Source organism: Pseudomonas putida, assembly GCF_050990305.1.
Taxonomy (GTDB): Bacteria; Pseudomonadota; Gammaproteobacteria; order Pseudomonadales; family Pseudomonadaceae; genus Aquipseudomonas; species Aquipseudomonas putida_AH.
The window spans coordinates 2,113,299-2,132,794 of the sequence record NZ_CP158817.1 but is presented as its reverse complement, the minus strand read 5'-3'; the positions used below and the strand labels follow the sequence as shown (position 1 = coordinate 2,132,794).

General features: G+C 60.5%; 15 protein-coding genes. 2 read left to right on the top strand and 13 right to left on the bottom strand.

Annotated elements, in window-relative coordinates:
- Nucleotides 1-85: 85 nt before the first annotated feature.
- The 12 genes from ABTV22_RS09820 to leuC form a co-directional block, all read right to left on the bottom strand.
- Nucleotides 86-754, bottom strand: a complete 669-nt coding sequence (locus tag ABTV22_RS09820) for an SPOR domain-containing protein (protein ID WP_433739742.1) — start codon at nt 752-754, stop codon at nt 86-88.
- Complete coding sequence (folC, locus tag ABTV22_RS09815) at nt 738-2,045, bottom strand: bifunctional tetrahydrofolate synthase/dihydrofolate synthase (RefSeq protein ID WP_433739740.1); 1,308 nt, start codon at nt 2,043-2,045, stop codon at nt 738-740. Before folC ends, ABTV22_RS09820 begins: the two co-directional genes overlap by 17 nt.
- Nucleotides 2,042-2,962, bottom strand: coding sequence for an acetyl-CoA carboxylase, carboxyltransferase subunit beta (gene accD / locus ABTV22_RS09810; RefSeq protein WP_433739738.1), 921 nt, complete (start codon nt 2,960-2,962; stop codon nt 2,042-2,044). Before accD ends, folC begins: the two co-directional genes overlap by 4 nt.
- A 189-nt stretch (nt 2,963-3,151) precedes the next feature.
- Nucleotides 3,152-3,769 (bottom strand): phosphoribosylanthranilate isomerase, encoded by a 618-nt coding sequence (locus tag ABTV22_RS09805; RefSeq protein WP_433739736.1) that lies wholly within the window; start codon nt 3,767-3,769, stop codon nt 3,152-3,154.
- A 63-nt stretch (nt 3,770-3,832) separates the two neighbouring features.
- Nucleotides 3,833-4,657, bottom strand: a complete 825-nt coding sequence (gene truA, locus ABTV22_RS09800) for a tRNA pseudouridine(38-40) synthase TruA (protein ID WP_433741351.1) — start codon at nt 4,655-4,657, stop codon at nt 3,833-3,835.
- Nucleotides 4,658-4,926: 269 nt separating this feature from the next.
- Nucleotides 4,927-7,701: a FimV/HubP family polar landmark protein gene (locus tag ABTV22_RS09795; RefSeq protein WP_433739734.1), complete on the bottom strand. Its 2,775-nt coding sequence runs from the start codon at nt 7,699-7,701 to the stop codon at nt 4,927-4,929.
- A gap of 207 nt (nt 7,702-7,908) precedes the next feature.
- Complete coding sequence (locus ABTV22_RS09790; protein ID WP_433739732.1) at nt 7,909-8,919, bottom strand: aspartate-semialdehyde dehydrogenase; 1,011 nt, start codon at nt 8,917-8,919, stop codon at nt 7,909-7,911.
- A gap of 209 nt (nt 8,920-9,128) precedes the next feature.
- Nucleotides 9,129-10,241: an aspartate-semialdehyde dehydrogenase gene (asd, locus tag ABTV22_RS09785; protein ID WP_433739730.1), complete on the bottom strand. Its 1,113-nt coding sequence runs from the start codon at nt 10,239-10,241 to the stop codon at nt 9,129-9,131.
- 69 nt (nt 10,242-10,310) lie between these two features.
- A complete protein-coding gene (gene leuB / locus ABTV22_RS09780) occupies nt 10,311-11,393 on the bottom strand; it encodes a 3-isopropylmalate dehydrogenase (protein WP_433739729.1) in 1,083 nt (360 codons plus the stop codon).
- A 65-nt stretch (nt 11,394-11,458) separates the two neighbouring features.
- Nucleotides 11,459-12,226, bottom strand: a complete 768-nt coding sequence (locus ABTV22_RS09775; protein ID WP_433739728.1) for a class I SAM-dependent methyltransferase — start codon at nt 12,224-12,226, stop codon at nt 11,459-11,461.
- A gap of 138 nt (nt 12,227-12,364) precedes the next feature.
- On the bottom strand, nt 12,365-13,009 hold the full coding sequence (gene leuD, locus ABTV22_RS09770; protein WP_433739727.1) for a 3-isopropylmalate dehydratase small subunit: 645 nt from the start codon (nt 13,007-13,009) through the stop codon (nt 12,365-12,367).
- Between the two features lie 10 nt (nt 13,010-13,019).
- A complete protein-coding gene (leuC, locus tag ABTV22_RS09765; RefSeq protein WP_096512561.1) occupies nt 13,020-14,438 on the bottom strand; it encodes a 3-isopropylmalate dehydratase large subunit in 1,419 nt (472 codons plus the stop codon).
- Nucleotides 14,439-14,586: 148 nt separating this feature from the next.
- On the opposite strand from leuC, the gene ABTV22_RS09760 reads away from it, so the two are divergent.
- Both ABTV22_RS09760 and ABTV22_RS09755 read left to right on the top strand, forming a co-directional pair.
- The gene (locus tag ABTV22_RS09760) at nt 14,587-15,477 is read left to right on the top strand and encodes a LysR family transcriptional regulator (RefSeq protein WP_433739725.1); all 891 of its coding nucleotides are present in this window, start codon (nt 14,587-14,589) and stop codon (nt 15,475-15,477) included.
- 66 nt (nt 15,478-15,543) lie between these two features.
- Entirely contained in the window at nt 15,544-18,822 is a 3,279-nt protein-coding gene (locus ABTV22_RS09755; protein WP_433739723.1) for an EAL domain-containing protein, read from the top strand.
- A 220-nt stretch (nt 18,823-19,042) separates the two neighbouring features.
- Here the strand turns inward: ABTV22_RS09755 and ABTV22_RS09750 are convergent, their stop codons facing one another.
- Nucleotides 19,043-19,489: an Hsp20 family protein gene (locus tag ABTV22_RS09750; RefSeq protein WP_433739721.1), complete on the bottom strand. Its 447-nt coding sequence runs from the start codon at nt 19,487-19,489 to the stop codon at nt 19,043-19,045.
- Between the last annotated feature and the right edge of the window lie 7 nt (nt 19,490-19,496).

Below are 19,496 nucleotides of genomic sequence, written 5' to 3'. Positions count from 1 at the left end.
GACGGATAAGGCGGCGCATTTTAGCAGAGCCCATGCGTGTCGGTAAGCTGCGATTGTCAGTGCATTTCAAATCAGGGCGATAGATTTAGCCGCGCTCTGGCTGAAAGCGCACCACAAACCCCTTGAGGTTCTGCTGGCGGTTCAATAAGTCGCGCAGTCGATCGGCCTCGGCGCGCTCGATCAGCGGCCCGACAAACACCCGATTCTTGCCGTCGGCAGAGCGGATATAGGCGTTGTAGCCCTGACTGCGCAGGGTTTTCTGCAGTTTTTCCGCACTTTCACGATTGGCCAGACTGGCCAGCTGCACCGACCAACTGACCGACAGGCCATTGGCGTCGACACGACTTTGAGTGGTGTCTGGCTTGCCCGGCGCAGCCGTGATGGGTTGGGCTGGCGCTGTTGCAGGCTTGGCCGCCAGTGCGGGCGCCGGAGCAGGCGGTGGCGTGACGGGCTTGGCAGTAGGCGCTGGCACCGCAGGCACAGCAGGAACAGACGGTGCTGCAGGCACGTCCTGAGCGATCTCGTCATCGCCCGGCACTGGCTCCTGAGGCAAGGTTTGCGGCTCTGGCACCACCACCGGCTCAACCTGTACTTGCGGCATCGCCGGTGCTTGCGGCGCAGCCGGGGCCTCGACCGTTACCTGGCGCTGCTCGTCCTGACGAGAAAACAGCATCGGCAAGAAAATCACCGCCAGCGCCACCAGGACGAGGGCGCCTACCATGCGCTGCTTGTAAGCCTTATCCAGCAATGCCATTTGCCGCTTCCTCCGTGGAGCACCGGGCCAGCCAATCCAAGGCCTCGGCGACACAATAAAATGATCCGAACAACAAAATTTCGTCGTCGCTCGTCGCCAGCGCGCACTGCCCTTCCAGGGCAGACGCCACGCTGTCATAGGACGTTACCGAAGCTCCGCGCTTGAGCAACGCCCCATGCAGTTCGGCCACTGGCCGTGCCCGCGGAGAGTCCAGCGGTGCGACAGCCCAGTGCCCGACACTGGCACTCAACTGCTCAATAACACCTTCCAGATCCTTGTCCGCCAGCAACCCGAACACCGCCAGGCGCTTACCCACTGGCGGTCGACTGGCCAGGCGCCGCGCCAGGTACTCTGCTGCATGGGGATTATGCCCCACGTCCAGCAACAGATTAATTCGCTTGCCCTGCCAATCAAACTGCCGGCGATCGAGACGCCCGACCACCCGCGTTGCTTGAAGTGCCTGGATAATCTGCGCATCGTCCCACGGCAAGCCGAGCAGCAGGTAGGCCTGCAACGCCAGCGCCGCGTTTTCCATCGGCAGATCGAGCAACGGCAAATCATGCAATTCGACCACTCGGCCCTGCGCATCGGCGCCGCGCCATTGCCAGTTGTGATCGGTTACACCCAGATCGAAATCGCGCCCACGCAGGAAAAACGGGCAACTGAGCTCGCGCGCCTTATCCAGCAAGGGTTGAGGAGGATTCAGATCGCCACAGAGTGCGGGCGCACCCTGACGGAAAATGCCGGCCTTTTCAAAGGCCACGGACTCACGGGTATCACCCAGATAATCCGCATGGTCAACGCCGATACTGGTGACCAGCGCCATGTCGGCATCCACCACATTGACGGTGTCCAGGCGCCCGCCCAGACCAACCTCCAGCACCACGGCATCGAGTCCCGACTGTTGAAACAGCCAGAACGCCGCCAGGGTGCCCATTTCGAAATAGGTCAGGGAAGTGTCACCGCGCCCCGCCTCCACTGCAGCGAAGGCCCGGCACAGCTCGGCGTCAGTGGCTTCGACGCCATTGACTTGCACCCGTTCGTTGTAACGCAGCAGGTGCGGGGAATTGTAGACACCGACTTTCAGGCCCTGTGCCCGCAGCAATGACGCTACGAAAGCACAGGTAGAGCCCTTGCCGTTAGTGCCGGTGACCGTGATCACCCGAGGCGCCGGCTTGCCCAGTCCCATGCGGGACGCTACCTGTTGCGAGCGCTCAAGGCCCATGTCGATGGCCGAGGGGTGCAACTGCTCAAGGTAGGCGAGCCACTCGCCAAGGGTACGTTCGGTCATAGGCTGGCTGGCACCGGTGGAACGACGATCGGTTCGATTGGCGCGGCAACGAATTTCGGCGTCGGCAGACCCATCATTTGCGCCAGCAGGTTACCCAGGCGTGGACGCAATTCCTGACGGTGAATGATCATATCGATCGCACCGTGCTCCAGCAGGAACTCACTGCGCTGGAAGCCTTCTGGCAGTTTTTCGCGCACGGTCTGCTCGATGACGCGTGGACCGGCAAAGCCGATCAGAGCCTTGGGCTCGCCAACAATCACGTCGCCCAGCATCGCCAGACTGGCGGAAACACCACCGTAGACCGGATCGGTCAGCACGGAGATGAACGGAATGCCCTCTTCACGCAGACGCGCCAGCACTGCGGAGGTCTTGGCCATCTGCATCAGGGAGATCAATGCTTCCTGCATCCGCGCACCGCCGGAGGCGGAGAAACAGATCATCGGGCAACGCTTTTCCAGCGCATAGTTGGCGGCGCGCACGAAGCGCTCGCCGACGATTGCACCCATCGAACCGCCCATGAAGTTGAACTCGAACGCCGACACCACGACAGGCATGCCCAGCAAGGTGCCGCTCATGGAAATCAGTGCGTCTTTTTCGCCGGTCTGCTTTTGCGCCGCCGTCAGGCGATCCTTGTACTTCTTGCCGTCACGAAACTTCAGACGGTCAACCGGCTCCAGGTCCGCACCCAATTCGGCGCGACCTTCGGCATCCAGGAAAATGTCGATACGGGCGCGGGCGCCGATACGCATGTGGTGATTGCACTTGGGGCAAACGTCCAGGGTCTTTTCCAGCTCGGGACGATACAGCACAGCCTCGCAAGACGGGCATTTGTGCCAAAGACCTTCAGGCACCGAGCTCTTCTTGACCTCGGAACGCATGATCGAAGGGATCAGTTTGTCTACTAACCAGTTGCTCATGCTTTATTTCTCCAGTACCGGCGGCCCGAACACTCTGGTTCGCAGCCCCGCGTATGCCCTAACGCTAAATTCATGTGTGCGGCGATGTTTGATCAATGGCCGGGTCAAAAGCGTGACCTGCGTACCACCCATCAATCCTCAGCCGTTTTGTACAGTGCAGTGGACGGCGGCAGTCTGCCAGCCGTCACATCAACCGCGTGCCGCCTTGATGAACGCTTTGATCTTGGCGTGATCCTTGACGCCCTTGCTCGCCTCTACTCCGCCACTGACATCCACTGCATAGGGTCGAACCCGCGCAACCGCTTCGGCGACGTTATCCGGCGTCAGGCCACCTGCCAGGATGATCGGTTTGCTCAAGCCTTGTGGTATCAATGACCAGTCGAACGCTTCGCCGGTTCCGCCGGGAACCCCTTCGACATAGGCATCGAGCAGGATACCGCTGGCACTCGGGTAGGCATTGCAAGCCGCAGCGATGTCGTCCCCGGCCTTGACCCGCAACGCCTTGATGTACGGGCGATGCCAACTTTCGCAATCTTCAGCGCTTTCATCGCCATGGAACTGCAGCAGGTCCAGCGGTACGGCGTCGAGGATTTCCCCCAGCTCGCACCGACTGGCATTGACGAACAAGCCCACGGTGGTGACGAATGGCGGCAGCGCCCCGATGATCGCGCGCGCCTGCTGGAACGTAACCGCCCGCGGGCTCTTGGCGTAAAACACGAATCCGATGGCATCGGCCCCGGCGTCGACCGCTGCCAACGCATCTTCTATGCGGGTAATCCCGCAAATCTTGCTGCGAACGGCTGACATGTCGATAAAACCCCACGGCAAATCCGAGAAAGTCCCGGATGGTAACAAAAGCGCTCGAGGGCGTCAGCCGTCAAGTTCGGAGAAACCGGTGAGGAAGTGCGGACCGATATATCGCTCAGGCAATTGGAACTCGTCACGGTACTCCACCTGGACCAGATACAGGCCAAACGGGTGTGCCGTTACCCCGCCTGAACGGCGAATCCGGCTCTCCAGCACTTCCTTCATCCACTCCACCGGGCGCTCGCCGGCACCAATGGTCATGAGCACGCCGGCGATATTGCGCACCATGTGGTGCAAGAAGGCGTTGGCCCGAATATCCAGCACGATCATCTTGCCGTGGCGGGTGACGCGCAGGTGATGCAGTTCCTTGATCGGCGACTTGGCCTGGCATTGGCCGGCGCGGAAGGCGCTGAAGTCGTGAATACCCACTAGATACTGAGCCGCTTCGGCCATGCGCTCGACGTCCAGCGGGCGGTGGTTCCAGGTGATTTCTTCGTTCAGGTGCGCCGGACGGATCTGATCGTTGTAGATCACATAGCGGTAGCGCCGGGCGATGGCCTTGAACCGCGCGTGAAAGTGCGCCGGCATGACTTTGGCCCAACTGACACTGATGTCGTGCGGCAAGTTGATGTTGGCGCCCATGACCCAGGCTTTCATCGAACGCTCGACCTGGGTGTCGAAATGCACCACTTGTCCGCAGGCATGCACCCCGGCATCTGTACGCCCGGCACACAATAGCGAAACCGGTGAATCAGCGACTTTGGACAGCGCGTTTTCGAGGGTTTCCTGAACGGTGAGCACGCCGGAGGCCTGACGCTGCCAGCCACGGTAACGCGAGCCTTTGTATTCAACGCCCAACGCGACTCGGAAAAAGCCGTCGGCCGCCATTTCGGCGGCCGGATTATCTATATTTGCCAAGGAAAACAGCCTGCTGATGTACGCAATGGCGGGCATTATAAGGCTGTGGGGCGGGGATGCCAGTGCAATCTGTGATGACCTGTTCGCGGGCAAGCCTCGCTCCTACAGGGATCGATAGGCAACTCCAAACACTGTAGGAGCGAGGCTTGCCCGCGATGACGGCCTCACAAACACCATCGCACCTTGCCAAAAACAAAAACGGCAGCCTCATCGGCTGCCGTTTATTTACAACACGCCACTCAAGCCAGACGCGAAAGCATTTCCTTGGCTTCGTTCTTCTGGCCATCGTCGCCTTCGGTCACCACCTCATTGAGGATGTCCCGGGCACCATCGGTGTCGCCCATGTCGATGTAGGCCTGAGCCAGATCGAGTTTGGTCGCGACCTCGTCGGTGCCGGACAGGAAATCGAATTCCGGTTCGTCGTCCACAGTCGCCAGAGCGTCGTCCACGGTAAAAGTGGGTTCACTGATGCTTTGGGACAAGCGCTCCAGCTCGGCGTTGACATCATCCAGCTCCGCGGCGAACGCATTCGGGGCTTCAGGGGCGCCCATCTCGTCGGCCAGGGACAGATCGAAATCAGCCGGCAACTCCAAATCATCGGGCACTACATCAGGGGTTGCCGAGGTTTGGGCAACGGGTAGATCCTTGAAGTCGTCGTCCAGGTCCAGCAGGAAGTCGTCTTCGGCCAGGGTCGCTGGCTCAGCTTCGCCACCAAGGTCCATGTCCAGATCGAAATCCGACAGATCGTCGAGGTTTTGCTTGATCTCAGTCTGCTGCTGCAGAACGGAATCGAAGCTCAAATCGTCGTCCAGCGGGAATTCTTCCAGATCGTCGAGGGTCACTGCTTCCGGCTCAGGCTCCGGTTGAGGTGCTGGCGCAACGGCTACAGGCGCAATGTTCTCCAGGTCATCCAGACTCAAATCGAAAGAACTGTCCAGATCGTCTTCGACCGGCGCGGGAGCTTGCGGCTCGTCCGGGATCGCAACAACGGGCTCCGGTTGCGGCGCCGGCATCTCGGCTGCTGGCGTGATGTTATCCAAATCATCCAGGCTCAGATCGAAGGCGCTGTCGAAATCGTCTTCGGCCGGCGCAGGCGCTTGCGGCTCATCCAGCAGCAGATCCTTGACGAATTGCGCATCCAGCTCGGCTGCGACGGCAGCCGCAGCGATACCGCCAGCAGCGACCAGTGCCATGGCTGGGAAACGGCTTTTCAGCTTTTCAACCTGGGCGAAATTGTCGCCATTGGCCACCAGCTGACGCTCCTGAACCACGAATGCATCGCGGTCACCCTGCAAACCGTAGACTTCCATCAGCTTCAGGCGCACATCGCTGCGCTGCGGCTCTTGCTTGACGCCCTCTTCCAGCAACGCGGCGGCCTGATTCAGACGACCTGCGGCGATATGTGACTGGGCCTGGCCCAATACGTCGTCGGAGCGCTCAGCGGCCGGTGCCACCAGGGGCGCGGCGATCGGGGGCGTAACGACAACCGGAGCAATCACCGGGGCCGGTGCTGGAGCAGGTGGCGGCACGTTCGCGAGCTTCACGCTTGGCGGTGGAACTTCCAGACCTTCGAAACTGCTTTCCGGCAGATCGAGATCGGCAGAGAACGCCTGCTCCTCAGCCAGCGCGCGGGCCATGCGCAGATGTTTTTCGGCTTCCTGTTGGGCTTTACGGCGACGAGCCAGCAATAGCAGCAACAGCAGCAACACGACTGCCCCGCCACCCGCCAGGCCCAACAGCCACGGATTGGTCAGCAACTCGTTGAATGTCTGCTCGTTGGATACCGCTGGCGCGGGCTCGGCGGGTTGCTCAGCCGAGGCCGGCGCTGCAGCCTCAGGTGCTGCAGCAGCCGGTGTTGCGGGCACGGGTTCGGCAGGCGTCGCTGCCGGGCTGGCCGCCAATTCAGCGGTGATCGCCGGAGCGGTCGCGGAAGGAGCAGCAGCCGGTGCACCCTCGGCGCCTTCGGCCTGCAGCTTGGCCAGTTGGTTGTTTTTCAGTTCAATCAGGCGTTGCAGCTTGTCCAACTGACTTTGCAGATCGGCCATGCGGCTTTTCAGTTCTGCATTGTCACGGCGGGTCGTGTCGAGGCTTTCCTGGGTAACGGCCAGCTTGTTGCTCAGGGCCTTGGCATCACCTGCCGCGCCCTTGCCACGGGCCTTGCCTACCTCCGCGGAAACAAGGCTCAGATTGTCCCGACCGGCTTGCGTCGACACCGCCTCGCCGCGGCCGCGGTTAGTGGCGTCGAGCTGCTGTTGGCCCGAGCCAGGCTTGGCGACATAGCGCCGCCCCTGACGCCAGGCGGTGTTCTGAGCAGCGACTTCGGCAATGGCCTTGGGTTGCGGCAAGCTGGTGCTTTGCGCCTGATCCGGCAGGCGCAACACCTGCCCGGTTTTCAGGCGGTTGATATTGCCGTCGATAAAGGCATCCGGGTTCAGCGCCTGGATGGCCAGCATGGTTTGTTGAATCGACCCGCCATTTCGCGCTTTTGCGGCAATTTCCCACAGGGTGTCGCGCGGTGTGGTGGTGTACTGGGATGGCTTGGTCGCGCCAGTGACCGGCGTTGTGCCCTGGGTCGGAGCCGGTTGCGCAGCCGCTTCGGCGGCTTGCGGCGAGAACTTGGATGGATCAAGCAGCACGCTGTAATCGCGCAGCAGACGACCGTTGGGCCACATCACCTGAACCAGGAATTTCACCATCGGTTCGGACAGGGGCTTGCTGGAAGTCACGCGCAAGATGCTTTTGCCGCTGGCATTGAGCACCGGGGTGAAGGTCAGGTCGTCGAGAAACGCCTGGCGATCGACACCGGCCTTGGCGAAGTCCTCAGGCGAAGCCAGGCTCGGCACCACTTCGGCAGCGGTGAGTTCCTTGACGTCGAGCAACTCGATTTCCGCCACTAACGGCTGGTTCGCCGTCGACTTCAGGGTCAATTCCCCGAGCCCGAGGGCATGCGCCATACCGGAGGACAGCGCCGAGGCGGCCGCTATTGCTAACACCAGTTTGCGAACTTGAACCATAGCTCATCCTTAGTTTGAACATTCCTCGGCCAGCGAGAAGGTATTGATTGCCGCTGCCGTGAGGCATTGCGCGCGGCGGCGAAGGGTCGTCGCGCGCGATCGTTTCGTGCATGCCCCGGAAAGCCCCGCAGGGTGGCTCGCCTTCAGCATTCCGCGCAAGCATGGTGCTCACCCGGAACCGTTCGAAAATTTGTCGCCAAGTATCTTTTACAGCAGGTCTTTTATCAACAATTCAGCCAGCTGCACAGCATTGAGCGCGGCGCCTTTGCGTACGTTATCTGACGTCACCCACACATTTAGTTCCGACAGGTCGTCGATACCATGGCGAACCCGACCGACGTAGACCACATCCTGCCCGACCGCATCGCCGACCGGAGTCGGGTAATCGCCAGCGTCGACCAGCTCGATACCGGGAGCATCTTCCAGCGCAGCGTTGACCTTGGCCAGGTCGATTTCGCCTGCCGATTGCAAGGTCACGCTAAAGCTATCGCCAAAAAACACCGGGGCTTGAATGCAAGTGACGGAAATTTTCAACGACGGCAGCGCCAGGACCTGACGCAGTTCACGCACCAAGCGCTTTTCCAGCAGCGTGTGGCCTTGTTCGTCCGGTTTGCCGACTTCAGCCAGCAGGTTGAACGCCATCTGCCGATCAAAGAACTTCGGCTCCAGCGGACGCATGTTGAGTAGTTCGGCGGTTTGCCTCGCCAGCTCGGTCACCGCTTCGCGCCCCTGCGCAGACACTGCCAGGCTCGCCGTCAGGCTGATGCGCTGCAAATCGAGTAACCCCATTAGCGGTGCAAGCACCACGGCCAGCGTGGTGGCCGAAGGGCTCGGGCTGCTGATCTGAAACGGTTTTTTCAGGCCTGCCAATACCTGTGCATTGGCTTCCGGCACCACCTGCGGCGCCTGATCGGCCGGCAGGCCTCCGGACAGATCGATGATCGAACAACCTGCCGCCGTGGCGCGAGCAGCGAAGCTCAAGGTCACCGCCGGACCGGCGGCAAAAAACACAAGCTGCACCTTGGCGAAGTCGAATTCATCGACTTCCCGCACCCGCACATTCTTGCCGCGAAACGGCACCGAACTGCCGGCGGATTCGCTGCTGGCCAGCAGGTGCAGATTACCGACCGGAAAGTCGCGCTCTTCGAGAATCTGCACGAGCGTTTCGCCAACAGTACCGGTGGCGCCGATCACGGCAATATCAAAGGACTGGCTCATGGTTTTACCTCTGGCGAAACGGGGGGAGCGGCACTTTAACGGGTGGTGGGCAGTTCGGCAATTTAGAGCAAAAGATCGCAGCCTTCGGCAACTCCTACAAAATCGGGTTTTCCCCCCTGTAGGAGCTGCCGCAGGCTGCGATCTTTTCCGCCCCCAAGAAAAAACCCGCACCTCTTTCAAGGCGCGGGTTCTTTCATTACTTCAGTCGATCAACGCTCAAGCAGGATCCGCAGCATGCGACGCAGCGGCTCGGCCGCGCCCCACAGCAGCTGGTCGCCGACGGTGAAGGCGCCGAGGAACTGCGAACCCATGTTCAGCTTGCGCAGACGGCCAACCGGGATGTTCAGGGTGCCGGTGACCTTGTTCGGGCTCAGCTCCTGCATGCTGATATCACGGTTGTTCGGCACCAGCTTGACCCAAGGGTTGTGCTGGCTGATCAAGCCTTCGATATCGGCCATCGGCACGTCTTTGTTCAGCTTGATGGTCAGCGCCTGGCTGTGGCAACGCATGGCGCCGATGCGTACGCAGATGCCATCCACCGGGATCGGGCTCTTGAAGCGACCGAGGATCTTGTTGGTCTCGGCCTGGGCTTTCCACTCTTCGCGGCTCTGGCCGTTCGGCAGTTCCTTGTCGATCCACGGGATCAGGCTGCCGGCCAGCGGTACGCCGAAGTTCTCGGTCGGGTACGCGTCGCTGCGCATGGCTTCGGCAACACGACGGTCGATGTCGAGGATGGCGCTGGCCGGGTCGGCCAGTTGATCGGCGACAGCAGCGTGGGTCGCGCCCATTTGCTTGATCAGTTCACGCATGTTCTGCGCGCCGGCACCGGAGGCCGCCTGATAGGTCATGGCGCTCATCCACTCCACCAGACCGGCTTCGAACAGACCGCCCAGGCCCATCAGCATCAAGCTGACGGTGCAGTTGCCGCCGATGTAGTTCTTGGTGCCCGCATCGAGCTGCTGGTCGATGACCTTGCGGTTGACCGGGTCCAGGACGATGACCGCGTCATCCTGCATGCGCAGGCTGGAAGCGGCGTCGATCCAGTAACCCTGCCAGCCGGCTTCGCGCAGCTTGGGGAACACTTCGCTGGTGTAGTCGCCACCCTGGCAGGTCAGAATCACGTCGAGGGTTTTCAGCTCTTCAATGCTGTAAGCGTCCTTGAGCGGAGCAATATCCTTGCCCACGGACGGACCTTGACCACCGACATTGGAAGTGGTGAAAAACACCGGCTCGATAAGATCGAAATCCTGCTCTTCCAGCATCCGCTGCATGAGCACGGAACCGACCATACCGCGCCAACCGATCAGACCTACACGTTTCATCGCAACTACACCTTCTTGAAAAGTGGGCCGCTGCCTTCGGGGGGTGAATTCGGCAGCGGGCCCGAGAGATTACAGATTCCGCAGCGCGGCGACTACTGCGTCACCCATTTCCTGCGTACCGACTTTAGTGCAACCGGCGGACCAGATGTCACCCGTGCGCAAGCCCTGATCCAGCACCAGGCTGACGGCTTTCTCGATGGCATCGGCCGCGGCCTGCTGATTGAAGCTGTAACGCAGCATCATCGAGACCGACAGAATGGTCGCCAGCGGGTTGGCAATGCCCTGGCCTGCAATGTCCGGCGCCGAACCGTGGCAAGGCTCGTACATGCCCTTGTTGTTGGTGTCCAGGGACGCCGACGGCAGCATACCGATGGAGCCGGTGAGCATCGAGGCCTGGTCAGACAGGATGTCACCGAACATGTTGTCGGTCACGATCACGTCGAACTGCTTCGGTGCACGCACCAGTTGCATGGCAGCATTGTCGACGTACATGTGACTCAGTTCGACCTCAGGGTAATCCTTGGCCACTTGCTCGACTACTTCACGCCACAGCTGGCTGGACGCCAATACGTTGGCTTTGTCCACCGAGCACAGCTTCTTGTTGCGCACCATGGCCATGTCGAAACCGACACGGGCGATGCGACGGATTTCGCTTTCGCTGTACGGCAGGGTGTCGTAGGACTGACGCTCGCCGTTTTCCAGGGTACGGGTGCCGCGTGGCGCGCCGAAGTAGATACCGCCGGTCAGTTCACGAACGATCAGAATGTCCAGGCCGGAGACGATTTCCGGCTTCAGGCTGGAAGCCTCGGCCAGTTGCGGGTACAGGATCGCCGGACGCAGGTTGCCGAACAGGCCCAGTTGCGCACGAATCTTCAGCAGACCGCGCTCAGGGCGAATGTCACGCTCGATAGTGTCCCATTTCGGGCCGCCCACAGCGCCCAGCAGCACGGCATCGGCGGCGCGAGCGCGCTCCAGGGTTTCATCGGCCAGAGGCACGCCATGCTTGTCAATGGCCGCACCGCCGATCACGTCGTGGCTCAGCTCGAAGCCCAGAGCGAACTTGTCGCTGGCCAGCTCCAGTACCTTGACCGCTTCGGCCATGATTTCCGGGCCAATACCGTCACCTGGGAGAATCAGAATCTGCTTGCTCATGCTTTCCTCATGTCATCAGTCGGTGCGCCCGAAGGCGCGCCCGGAAAAAGTCTATCGCTTGGGGCTCATTTTTCGGCGAACAGTACCAACACATCAGTACTGAACGAACCATCGGCCTCAATCTCAAAATATTCGCGTACTTCGTTGCCCATCGACTGCTGCAATTCGCGGATCGCCGCGCGCATCACCTGCGGTGTGCGCATGCGTTCAACCCAAGAGTTGTACTCCAGACGCAGCCGTTGACGGGTGGTGCTGCGGGTGTGCAGCCCCGCCTCGCTGACCTGGCGCAACCATTCGCCGGCGGAATAATCGCGCACATGGCTGGTATCGCGCAGCACTTCGACGCTTTGCAGGTAAGTGTCGAACAGCGGGCTGCCCGGTGACAACACGTCGATGAACGCCGCCACGCCGCCAGGCTTCAACACCCGACGCACTTCCCGCAGGGCCACGCCGAGATCGCTCCAATGGTGCGCCGAATAACGGCTAAACACGAAGTCGAACTCGCCGTCGGCAAATGGCAGGCGCTCGGCGGCACCGTTGACCGTTGTCACATTGCTCAAGCCACGATCAGTGGCCGCCGCTGCAACCACATCGAGCATTTGCTGGGACAGGTCATAGGCCACCACTTCTTTCACCAGCGAGGCAACATGAAAGCTCACGTGACCGGCACCACAGCCCAGGTCCAGCACACGAGCGCTGCCCTGCCCTGCCAGTTCAGCCTGTAGCAGTGCGAATTCAGTGCCTTGAGCGTGTACGGCGCTGCTCAGATAGGCTGAGGCCTGTTCACCGAATTGCTTCTGGACTACCTGACTGTGCTGGGCGGTGCTGGTCATGGAAATTTCCTTTTGGGAGTGAATCTTGTGTTGTTCATTCCGGCCTCTTCGCGGGCAAGCCTCGCTCCTACAGGGAACTGCGCAGGACTTGTAGGAGCGAGGCTTGCCCGCGAAGGCGTCATCACGCCTTACGCAAAATCACGCATCACGAAACAACCAAGGCTGGCTCGCGCGATGCTTGGCTTCGAACGCCGCAATCGCATCGCCGTCCTGCAAGGTCAGGCCGATATCGTCCAGGCCATTGAGCAGGCAGTGCTTGCGGAAATCATCGATTTCGAAGCTGTACACCTTGCCATCCGGACGGGTCACGGTCTGGGCTTGCAGATCGATCTGCAACTGGTAGCCCGGCTCGGCCTCGACCTGCTTAAACAGTTCATCGACTTCTTCGTCGCTCAGGATGATCGGCAGCAAGCCGTTCTTAAAGCTGTTGTTAAAGAAGATGTCGGCGTAGCTCGGCGCGATGATGCTGCGAAAACCGTACTCTTCCAGCGCCCACGGCGCGTGCTCACGGCTGGAGCCGCAACCGAAGTTTTCTCGGGCCAGCAGCACACTGGCGCCTTGGTAGCGTTCGGCGTTGAGGACGAAGTCCTTGTTCAGCGGGCGCTTGGAGTTGTCCTGGTATGGCTGGCCCACGTCCAGGTAACGCCATTCATCGAACAGGTTCGGGCCGAAACCGGTGCGTTTGATCGACTTCAAGAACTGCTTCGGAATGATCTGGTCGGTGTCGACGTTGGCACGATCCAGAGGCGCGACAAGTCCAGTGTGCTGGGTAAAAGCTTTCATGCTGCGCTCCTTAAATCAATTCACGGACGTCGACGAAACGACCGTTCACAGCGGCTGCGGCGGCCATGGCCGGGCTCACCAGGTGAGTACGACCACCGGCGCCCTGACGGCCTTCGAAGTTGCGGTTGGAGGTCGAGGCGCAATGCTCGCCCGACTCCAAACGGTCCGGGTTCATCGCCAGGCACATCGAGCAGCCTGGCTCGCGCCATTCGAAACCGGCTTCGAGGAAAATCTTGTCCAGGCCTTCGGACTCCGCCTGAGCCTTCACCAGGCCCGAGCCCGGCACCACGATGGCCTGCTTGATGGTCGAGGCCACTTTGCGGCCCTTGGCGATCACTGCCGCCGCACGCAGGTCTTCGATCCGCGAGTTGGTGCAGGAGCCGATGAATACGCGATCCAGCTGAATGTCGGTGATCGCCTGATTGGCGGTCAAACCCATGTACTTCAAGGCGCGCTCGATGGAGCCGCGCTTGACCAAGTCCATTTCCTTGGCCGGATCCGGTACGTTCTGGTCGACAGCCAAGACCATCTCGGGCGAAGTGCCCCAGCTGACTTGCGGCTTGATCTGGGTCGCGTCGAGCTCAACGATGGTGTCGAACTTCGCATCGGCGTCGGACACCAAATCTTTCCATGCTTCGACCGCCAAATCCCACTCGGCGCCTTTCGGGGCGAATGGACGACCTTTCACGTAAGCCACGGTTTTTTCGTCAGCGGCCACCAGACCTACGCGAGCACCGGCTTCGATGGACATGTTGCAGATGGTCATGCGGCCTTCGACGGACAGGTCGCGAATCGCACTGCCGGCGAACTCGATGGCGTGGCCGTTACCGCCAGCGGTACCGATCTTGCCGATCACGGCCAGGACGATGTCCTTGGCGGTCACGCCGAATGGCAATTGGCCTTCGACGCGTACCAACATGTTCTTCATTTTCTTGGCGACCAGGCACTGGGTGGCGAGCACGTGCTCGACTTCGGAAGTGCCGATACCGTGAGCCAAGGCACCGAACGCGCCGTGGGTCGAGGTATGGGAGTCGCCGCAGACCACGGTCATGCCCGGCAAGGTCGCACCTTGCTCCGGGCCAATAACGTGGACGATGCCTTGGCGCACGTCGTTCATCTTGAATTCGACGATGCCGTATTCATCGCAGTTATCGTCGAGGGTCTGGACTTGCAAACGCGAGACCTGGTCGGCAATGGCTGCGATGCCACCCTTGCGCTCAGGGGTGGTCGGTACGTTGTGGTCCGGGGTCGCGATGTTGGCATCGATGCGCCATGGCTTGCGCCCGGCCAGACGCAGGCCTTCGAAGGCTTGCGGCGAGGTCACTTCATGGATGATGTGACGATCGATGTAGATCAGCGCAGAGCCATCGTCGCGCTGCTTGACCAAATGCGAATCCCAGAGCTTGTCGTAGAGCGTTTTGCCGGCCATCAGACGGTTTCCTCATCAGCTTGTTTCTATGCCCCGGGCGTTGAAGATTTCAATAACCCTTTGGCTTGTGAGGCTGATGCTATGGGGTTAGATTAAATAACTCAAATTCATATTTTTTATGCTTTGGATAACCAACTGGAATGCAACCATGGACCTGGCCAATCTCAATGCCTTTATTGCCATCGCCGAGACCGGAAGCTTCTCCGGCGCGGGCGAACGGCTGCACCTGACTCAACCGGCGATCAGCAAGCGCATTGCCGGTCTGGAGCAGCAATTGAAGGTCCGGTTGTTCGATCGCCTGGGCCGTGAAGTGGGCCTGACCGAGGCCGGTCGCGCCTTGCTGCCTCGCGCCTATCAGATTCTGAATGTCCTCGATGATACGCGCCGCGCCCTGACCAACCTTACGGGAGAGGTGACCGGTCGTCTGACCCTGGCCACCAGCCACCACATCGGCCTGCATCGACTGCCTCCTTTACTAAGGGAATTCACCCGACGCTACCCTGACGTCGCGCTGGATATTCAATTCCTGGATTCGGAGGTGGCCTACGAAGAAATCCTGCATGGCCGCGCGGAATTGGCGGTCATCACCCTGGCGCCGGAGCCCCACACGCTGGTCAAGGCCACGCCTGTGTGGGATGACCCACTGGACTTTGTGGTCGCCCCGGAGCACTCACTGCTCAACAACGGCAAGGTCAGCCTCGCGGACATCGCCCGCCATCCAGCGGTGTTTCCCGGTGGCAACACCTTTACCCACCATATTGTTCAGCGCCTGTTCGAAGCCCAGGGCCTGACACCGAACATCGCCATGAGCACCAATTACCTGGAAACCATCAAGATGATGGTGTCCATTGGTCTGGCCTGGAGCGTACTGCCGCGCACCATGCTCGATGATCAGGTTGCGCGAATACCCTTGCCGGGCATACAACTGTCTCGCCAGCTAGGCTATATCCTGCACACAGAACGGACGCTATCGAATGCAGCACGAGCCTTCATGGCCTTGCTGGATGCTCAAATCGACCTGCCAGGGACTCAAGGCTAACGTGTACTAAGCCTATAGAGCCGCGAAATCCTGTGCCAAATGCCCAATTCAGCCTAAGGCTTTCCAATGCCGAAATCTGTTGACCGTATTCCGCCGATGCCGCGCATCCAGGCACTTGACCCCATAAGTTCCGAGCAGAGCTGGGAAAGCGCCCCTCAATTGCTGGCCGCCCTGAACGGTGCACACCTGGGTGCCTGGTATTGGGATATCGAGCGCGGGCAAATCAGTTGGTCGCGCGGGACCCAGGCGTTATTTGGCTTCGATCCCCGGCAACCCTTGCCCGCCGATCTGGAATACCTCGACCTATTGCCGCCGGAAGACCGGGCAAAAACCGTTCGCGCCTTCCACGCCGTGATCGCCGGTGCTCCGCTGGAGCAGGCCATGCACCACCGCATTCGCTGGCCAGACGGCAGCCTGCATTGGCTGGAAATCAACGGCAGCCTCCTACCCGACAAGCACGGTCGTCCGCGGATGATCGGGGTGATCCGCGAAATTACCCACCAGCGCCAGCGCGAACAGGCGCTGAGCAGTTCCGAAAAACGCTTCGCCACCCTGTTTCATCTGTGTCCGAACATGGTGCTGCTGACCCGCCAGGAAGACGGCCTGATCACCGAAGCCAACCAGTACTTCGAAAGCCTGTTTGGCTGGCCGGTGCAGAGCGCCATTGGCCGCACCACCCTGGAACTGGGCCTGTGGGTCCACCCCGAGCAACGACTGGAACTGGTCAAGGCCACCAAGGCCAAAGGCGAACTGATCAACATGGAGGTGCAATTTCGCGCCAGCAACGGGCAGATCCATGACGGCATCCTCAGCGCGCAAAAGGTCGAACTCGAAGGCCAGCCCTATCTGCTGAGCACCTTCCTCGACACCACTGAACGCAAAGCGTCCGAGCACGCCCTCAAGGACAGCCAGGAGCGCCTTGACCTGGCGCTGGACTCGGCGCAACTGGGCACCTGGGACTGGCACATCCCCAGCGGCATGCTCTATGGCTCGGCCCGCGCCGCCCAATTGCACGGGCTGGACGCCAAGCCTTTCCACGAGTCGTTCGAAGGGTTTTTCGAGGGCGTGCCCGGTGAAGAGCGCAACAATATGCGCGATGCCTATCGCAGCCTGCGCGAAGGCCCGGCCGGCAACTATCAATTGACCTACCGCGTGCAACTGCCCGATGGCAGTTCGCGCTTCCTGGAAAGCCGTGCTCGACTTTACCGCGATGAAAACGGCGCGCCGCTGCGCATGGCTGGCACGTTGCTCGATATCACCGACCAGGTTGAACGCGAACAACAGTTGGTGGCATCCGAAGAGAAATTCGCCACGCTGTTCCAGGTCAGCCCAGATCCGATCTGCGTCACCCGCCAGGACACCGGGCAGTTCATCGAGATCAACTCCAGCTTCACCCAGACCTTTGGCTGGACCGCCGCCGATGTGATCGGGCGCAGCGCCGACGAAATCGGTCTGTGGGACGCCTCGGCGAAAAGTCTGCAGCGCATTGAGCAGGTGATCCGCGAACAAGCGCTGAACAACGTCGCAATCATTGCCCAGCACAAAAACGGGGAATTATTGACCTGCGTGATTTCCAGCCGCCAGATCAGCGTCGGCGACCAGCCGTGCATCGTCACCACGTTGCGCGACATTACCCAGCAACAACGTTCGGAAGCGGCCCTCAAGGCCAGCGAAGAGAAGTTCGCCAAGGCGTTCCACTCCAGCCCCGATGCCATCACCATCACCGAGCGCGACACCGGTCGCTATCTGGAGGTCAACGATGGCTTCTGTCGCTTGACCGGTTATCGCGCCGATGAAGTGATCGGCCGCACGGTGTATCAGGTCGGCATCTGGGCCGAAGAAAAGCAACGCTCGGCCTTGCTGGCCGAACTGCAGATCAAGGGCCGGGTGCATCACCTGGAAATGCTCGGGCGCAACAAACGCGGCGACTTGCTGACGGTCGAAGTCTCGGTGGAGCCGATCACCCTCAACGAAACCGCGTGCCTGCTGCTGACCGCGCGGGACGTTAGCCTGTTGAAAAACGCCGAAGCGCAGATCCGTCACCTGGCCTACCACGACCCGCTGACCAACCTACCTAACCGCGCACTGCTGATGGACCGCCTGAGCCAGCAGATTGCCCTGCTCAAACGCCACAACCTGCGTGGCGCCTTGATGTTTCTCGACCTTGACCATTTCAAGCACATCAACGACTCGCTCGGCCACCCGGTGGGCGATACCGTGCTGAAAATCATCACCGCGCGTCTGGAGGCCAGCGTGCGCATGGAAGACACCGTTGCACGCCTGGGCGGTGACGAATTCGTGGTCCTGCTCAGCGGCCTCGAAGGTTCGCGCAACGATGTCACCCTCCAGGTGCGCGAACTGGCGGACACCTTGCGCGAATTGCTATCCGAGCCGATGTTCCTCGACGGTCAGCGCCTGCAAGTGACACCGAGCATCGGTATCGCGCTGATTCCCGATCACGGCTCCACGCCCACCGACCTGCTCAAACGCGCCGACATTGCGCTGTATCGCGCCAAGGACTCGGGGCGCAACACCACGCAGATGTATCACAACACCATGCAGAAGGCCGCGAGCGAGCGCCTGCGCATGGAGACCGACCTGCGCCTGGCACTCTCCAGGGGTGAATTTCGCGTGCATTACCAGCCCCAACTCGATGCCCGGGATAACCGCATCGTCGGCGCCGAAGCGCTGGTGCGCTGGAACCATCCGGAACTCGGCGCGCAATCCCCCGCGGAGTTCATCAAAGTGCTGGAGGACAGCGGCTTGATCCTGGAAGTGGGCACCTGGATCGTCGATGAGGCCTGCCAGGCGTTCAGGCACCTGATTGCCAACGGCCTGATCGACCCGCAGGACTTCAGCCTGTGCGTAAACATCAGCCCCCGGCAGTTCCGCCAGAGTGACTTCGTCGAACACATTGAAGAGAGCCTCGCCCACTACGGCCTGCCCTGCTCCATGCTGAAACTGGAAATCACCGAAGGCATCGTCATCCAGAACCTGGAAGACACCATCAATAAAATGCGCCGCCTGAAAAAACTCGGCGTGAGTTTTGCCATGGACGACTTCGGTACCGGCTACTCCTCACTGACGTACCTCAAGCGCTTGCCGGTCGACACGCTGAAAATCGACCAGTCGTTCATTCGCGACGCCACCACCGACCCCAACGACGCCGAGATCATTCGAGCCATCGTCGCCATGGCCCGCAGCCTGGAATTGAAAGTGATTGCCGAAGGCGTGGAGACGCCGGAGCAGCTGGAGTTTCTGCAAGGACTGGGTTGTCACTTTTATCAGGGGTATTTGCACAGCCAGCCGTTGCCGGTGGACGAGTTTCAAAAGCTTCTTAGATGACACCGCCTTTGTAGGAGCGAGCTTGCTCGCGATGAACCTGAGAGCGATGTGGGCAGGCAGAATACTTGCTTCATCGTTGACGACCATCGCGAGCAAGCCCGCTCCTACAGAAAGCATTTAAACCCACACTTAAAGCCACTGACCCTCGGCACATTCGGTCAACGTTAAATCGCAAACACAAAGAAGGGCGCCATGGGCGCCCTTCTTTTTTTGCTCAGACTCAGTGTTGCAGAGCCGGTTTTTGCGCCCCGTTGATCGGGATGCGTTTGGCTTTCGCCTCTTCCGGAACTACCCGCAGCAGGTCGATGCTCAACAGACCGTTGCGCAGGTCAGCGGCCTTGATTTCGATATGGTCCGCCAGACGGAAGGACAGTTTGAAGGCTCGCTGGGCGATGCCTTGATGCAGGAAGGTCACGCCTTCGCTGGCATCACGTTTGCCGCCACTGATGGTCAGCACACCCTTCTCCACTTGCAGTTCCAGGTCTTCTTCCTGGAAACCGGCTGCCGCCACGACGATGCGGTATTGATCGTCGCCATGTTTTTCGACGTTGTAGGGAGGGTAAGTGCTGCCAGGCTCGTTACGCAGGGCGGTTTCGAACAGGTCGTTGAAACGGTCGAAGCCCACCGAGGAACGGAACAGAGGCGCCAGGGAAAATGCAGTAGTCATGGGTCAA

Excerpts from the sequence above, each read along its gene's own strand:
- ABTV22_RS09820 (WP_433739742.1), bottom strand. The coding sequence starts at position 754 with ATGGCATTGCTGGATAAGGCTTACAAGCAGCGCATGGTAGGCGCCCTC.
- folC (WP_433739740.1), bottom strand. The coding sequence starts at position 2,045 with ATGACCGAACGTACCCTTGGCGAGTGGCTCGCCTACCTTGAGCAGTTG.
- accD (WP_433739738.1), bottom strand. The coding sequence starts at position 2,962 with ATGAGCAACTGGTTAGTAGACAAACTGATCCCTTCGATCATGCGTTCC.
- ABTV22_RS09805 (WP_433739736.1), bottom strand. The coding sequence starts at position 3,769 with ATGTCAGCCGTTCGCAGCAAGATTTGCGGGATTACCCGCATAGAAGAT.
- truA (WP_433741351.1), bottom strand. The coding sequence starts at position 4,657 with ATGGCGGCCGACGGCTTTTTCCGAGTCGCGTTGGGCGTTGAATACAAA.
- ABTV22_RS09795 (WP_433739734.1), bottom strand. The coding sequence starts at position 7,701 with ATGGTTCAAGTTCGCAAACTGGTGTTAGCAATAGCGGCCGCCTCGGCG.
- ABTV22_RS09790 (WP_433739732.1), bottom strand. The coding sequence starts at position 8,919 with ATGAGCCAGTCCTTTGATATTGCCGTGATCGGCGCCACCGGTACTGTT.
- asd (WP_433739730.1), bottom strand. The coding sequence starts at position 10,241 with ATGAAACGTGTAGGTCTGATCGGTTGGCGCGGTATGGTCGGTTCCGTG.
- leuB (WP_433739729.1), bottom strand. The coding sequence starts at position 11,393 with ATGAGCAAGCAGATTCTGATTCTCCCAGGTGACGGTATTGGCCCGGAA.
- ABTV22_RS09775 (WP_433739728.1), bottom strand. The coding sequence starts at position 12,226 with ATGACCAGCACCGCCCAGCACAGTCAGGTAGTCCAGAAGCAATTCGGT.
- leuD (WP_433739727.1), bottom strand. The coding sequence starts at position 13,009 with ATGAAAGCTTTTACCCAGCACACTGGACTTGTCGCGCCTCTGGATCGT.
- leuC (WP_096512561.1), bottom strand. The coding sequence starts at position 14,438 with ATGGCCGGCAAAACGCTCTACGACAAGCTCTGGGATTCGCATTTGGTC.
- ABTV22_RS09760 (WP_433739725.1), top strand. The coding sequence starts at position 14,587 with ATGGACCTGGCCAATCTCAATGCCTTTATTGCCATCGCCGAGACCGGA.
- ABTV22_RS09755 (WP_433739723.1), top strand. The coding sequence starts at position 15,544 with ATGCCGAAATCTGTTGACCGTATTCCGCCGATGCCGCGCATCCAGGCA.
- ABTV22_RS09750 (WP_433739721.1), bottom strand. The coding sequence starts at position 19,489 with ATGACTACTGCATTTTCCCTGGCGCCTCTGTTCCGTTCCTCGGTGGGC.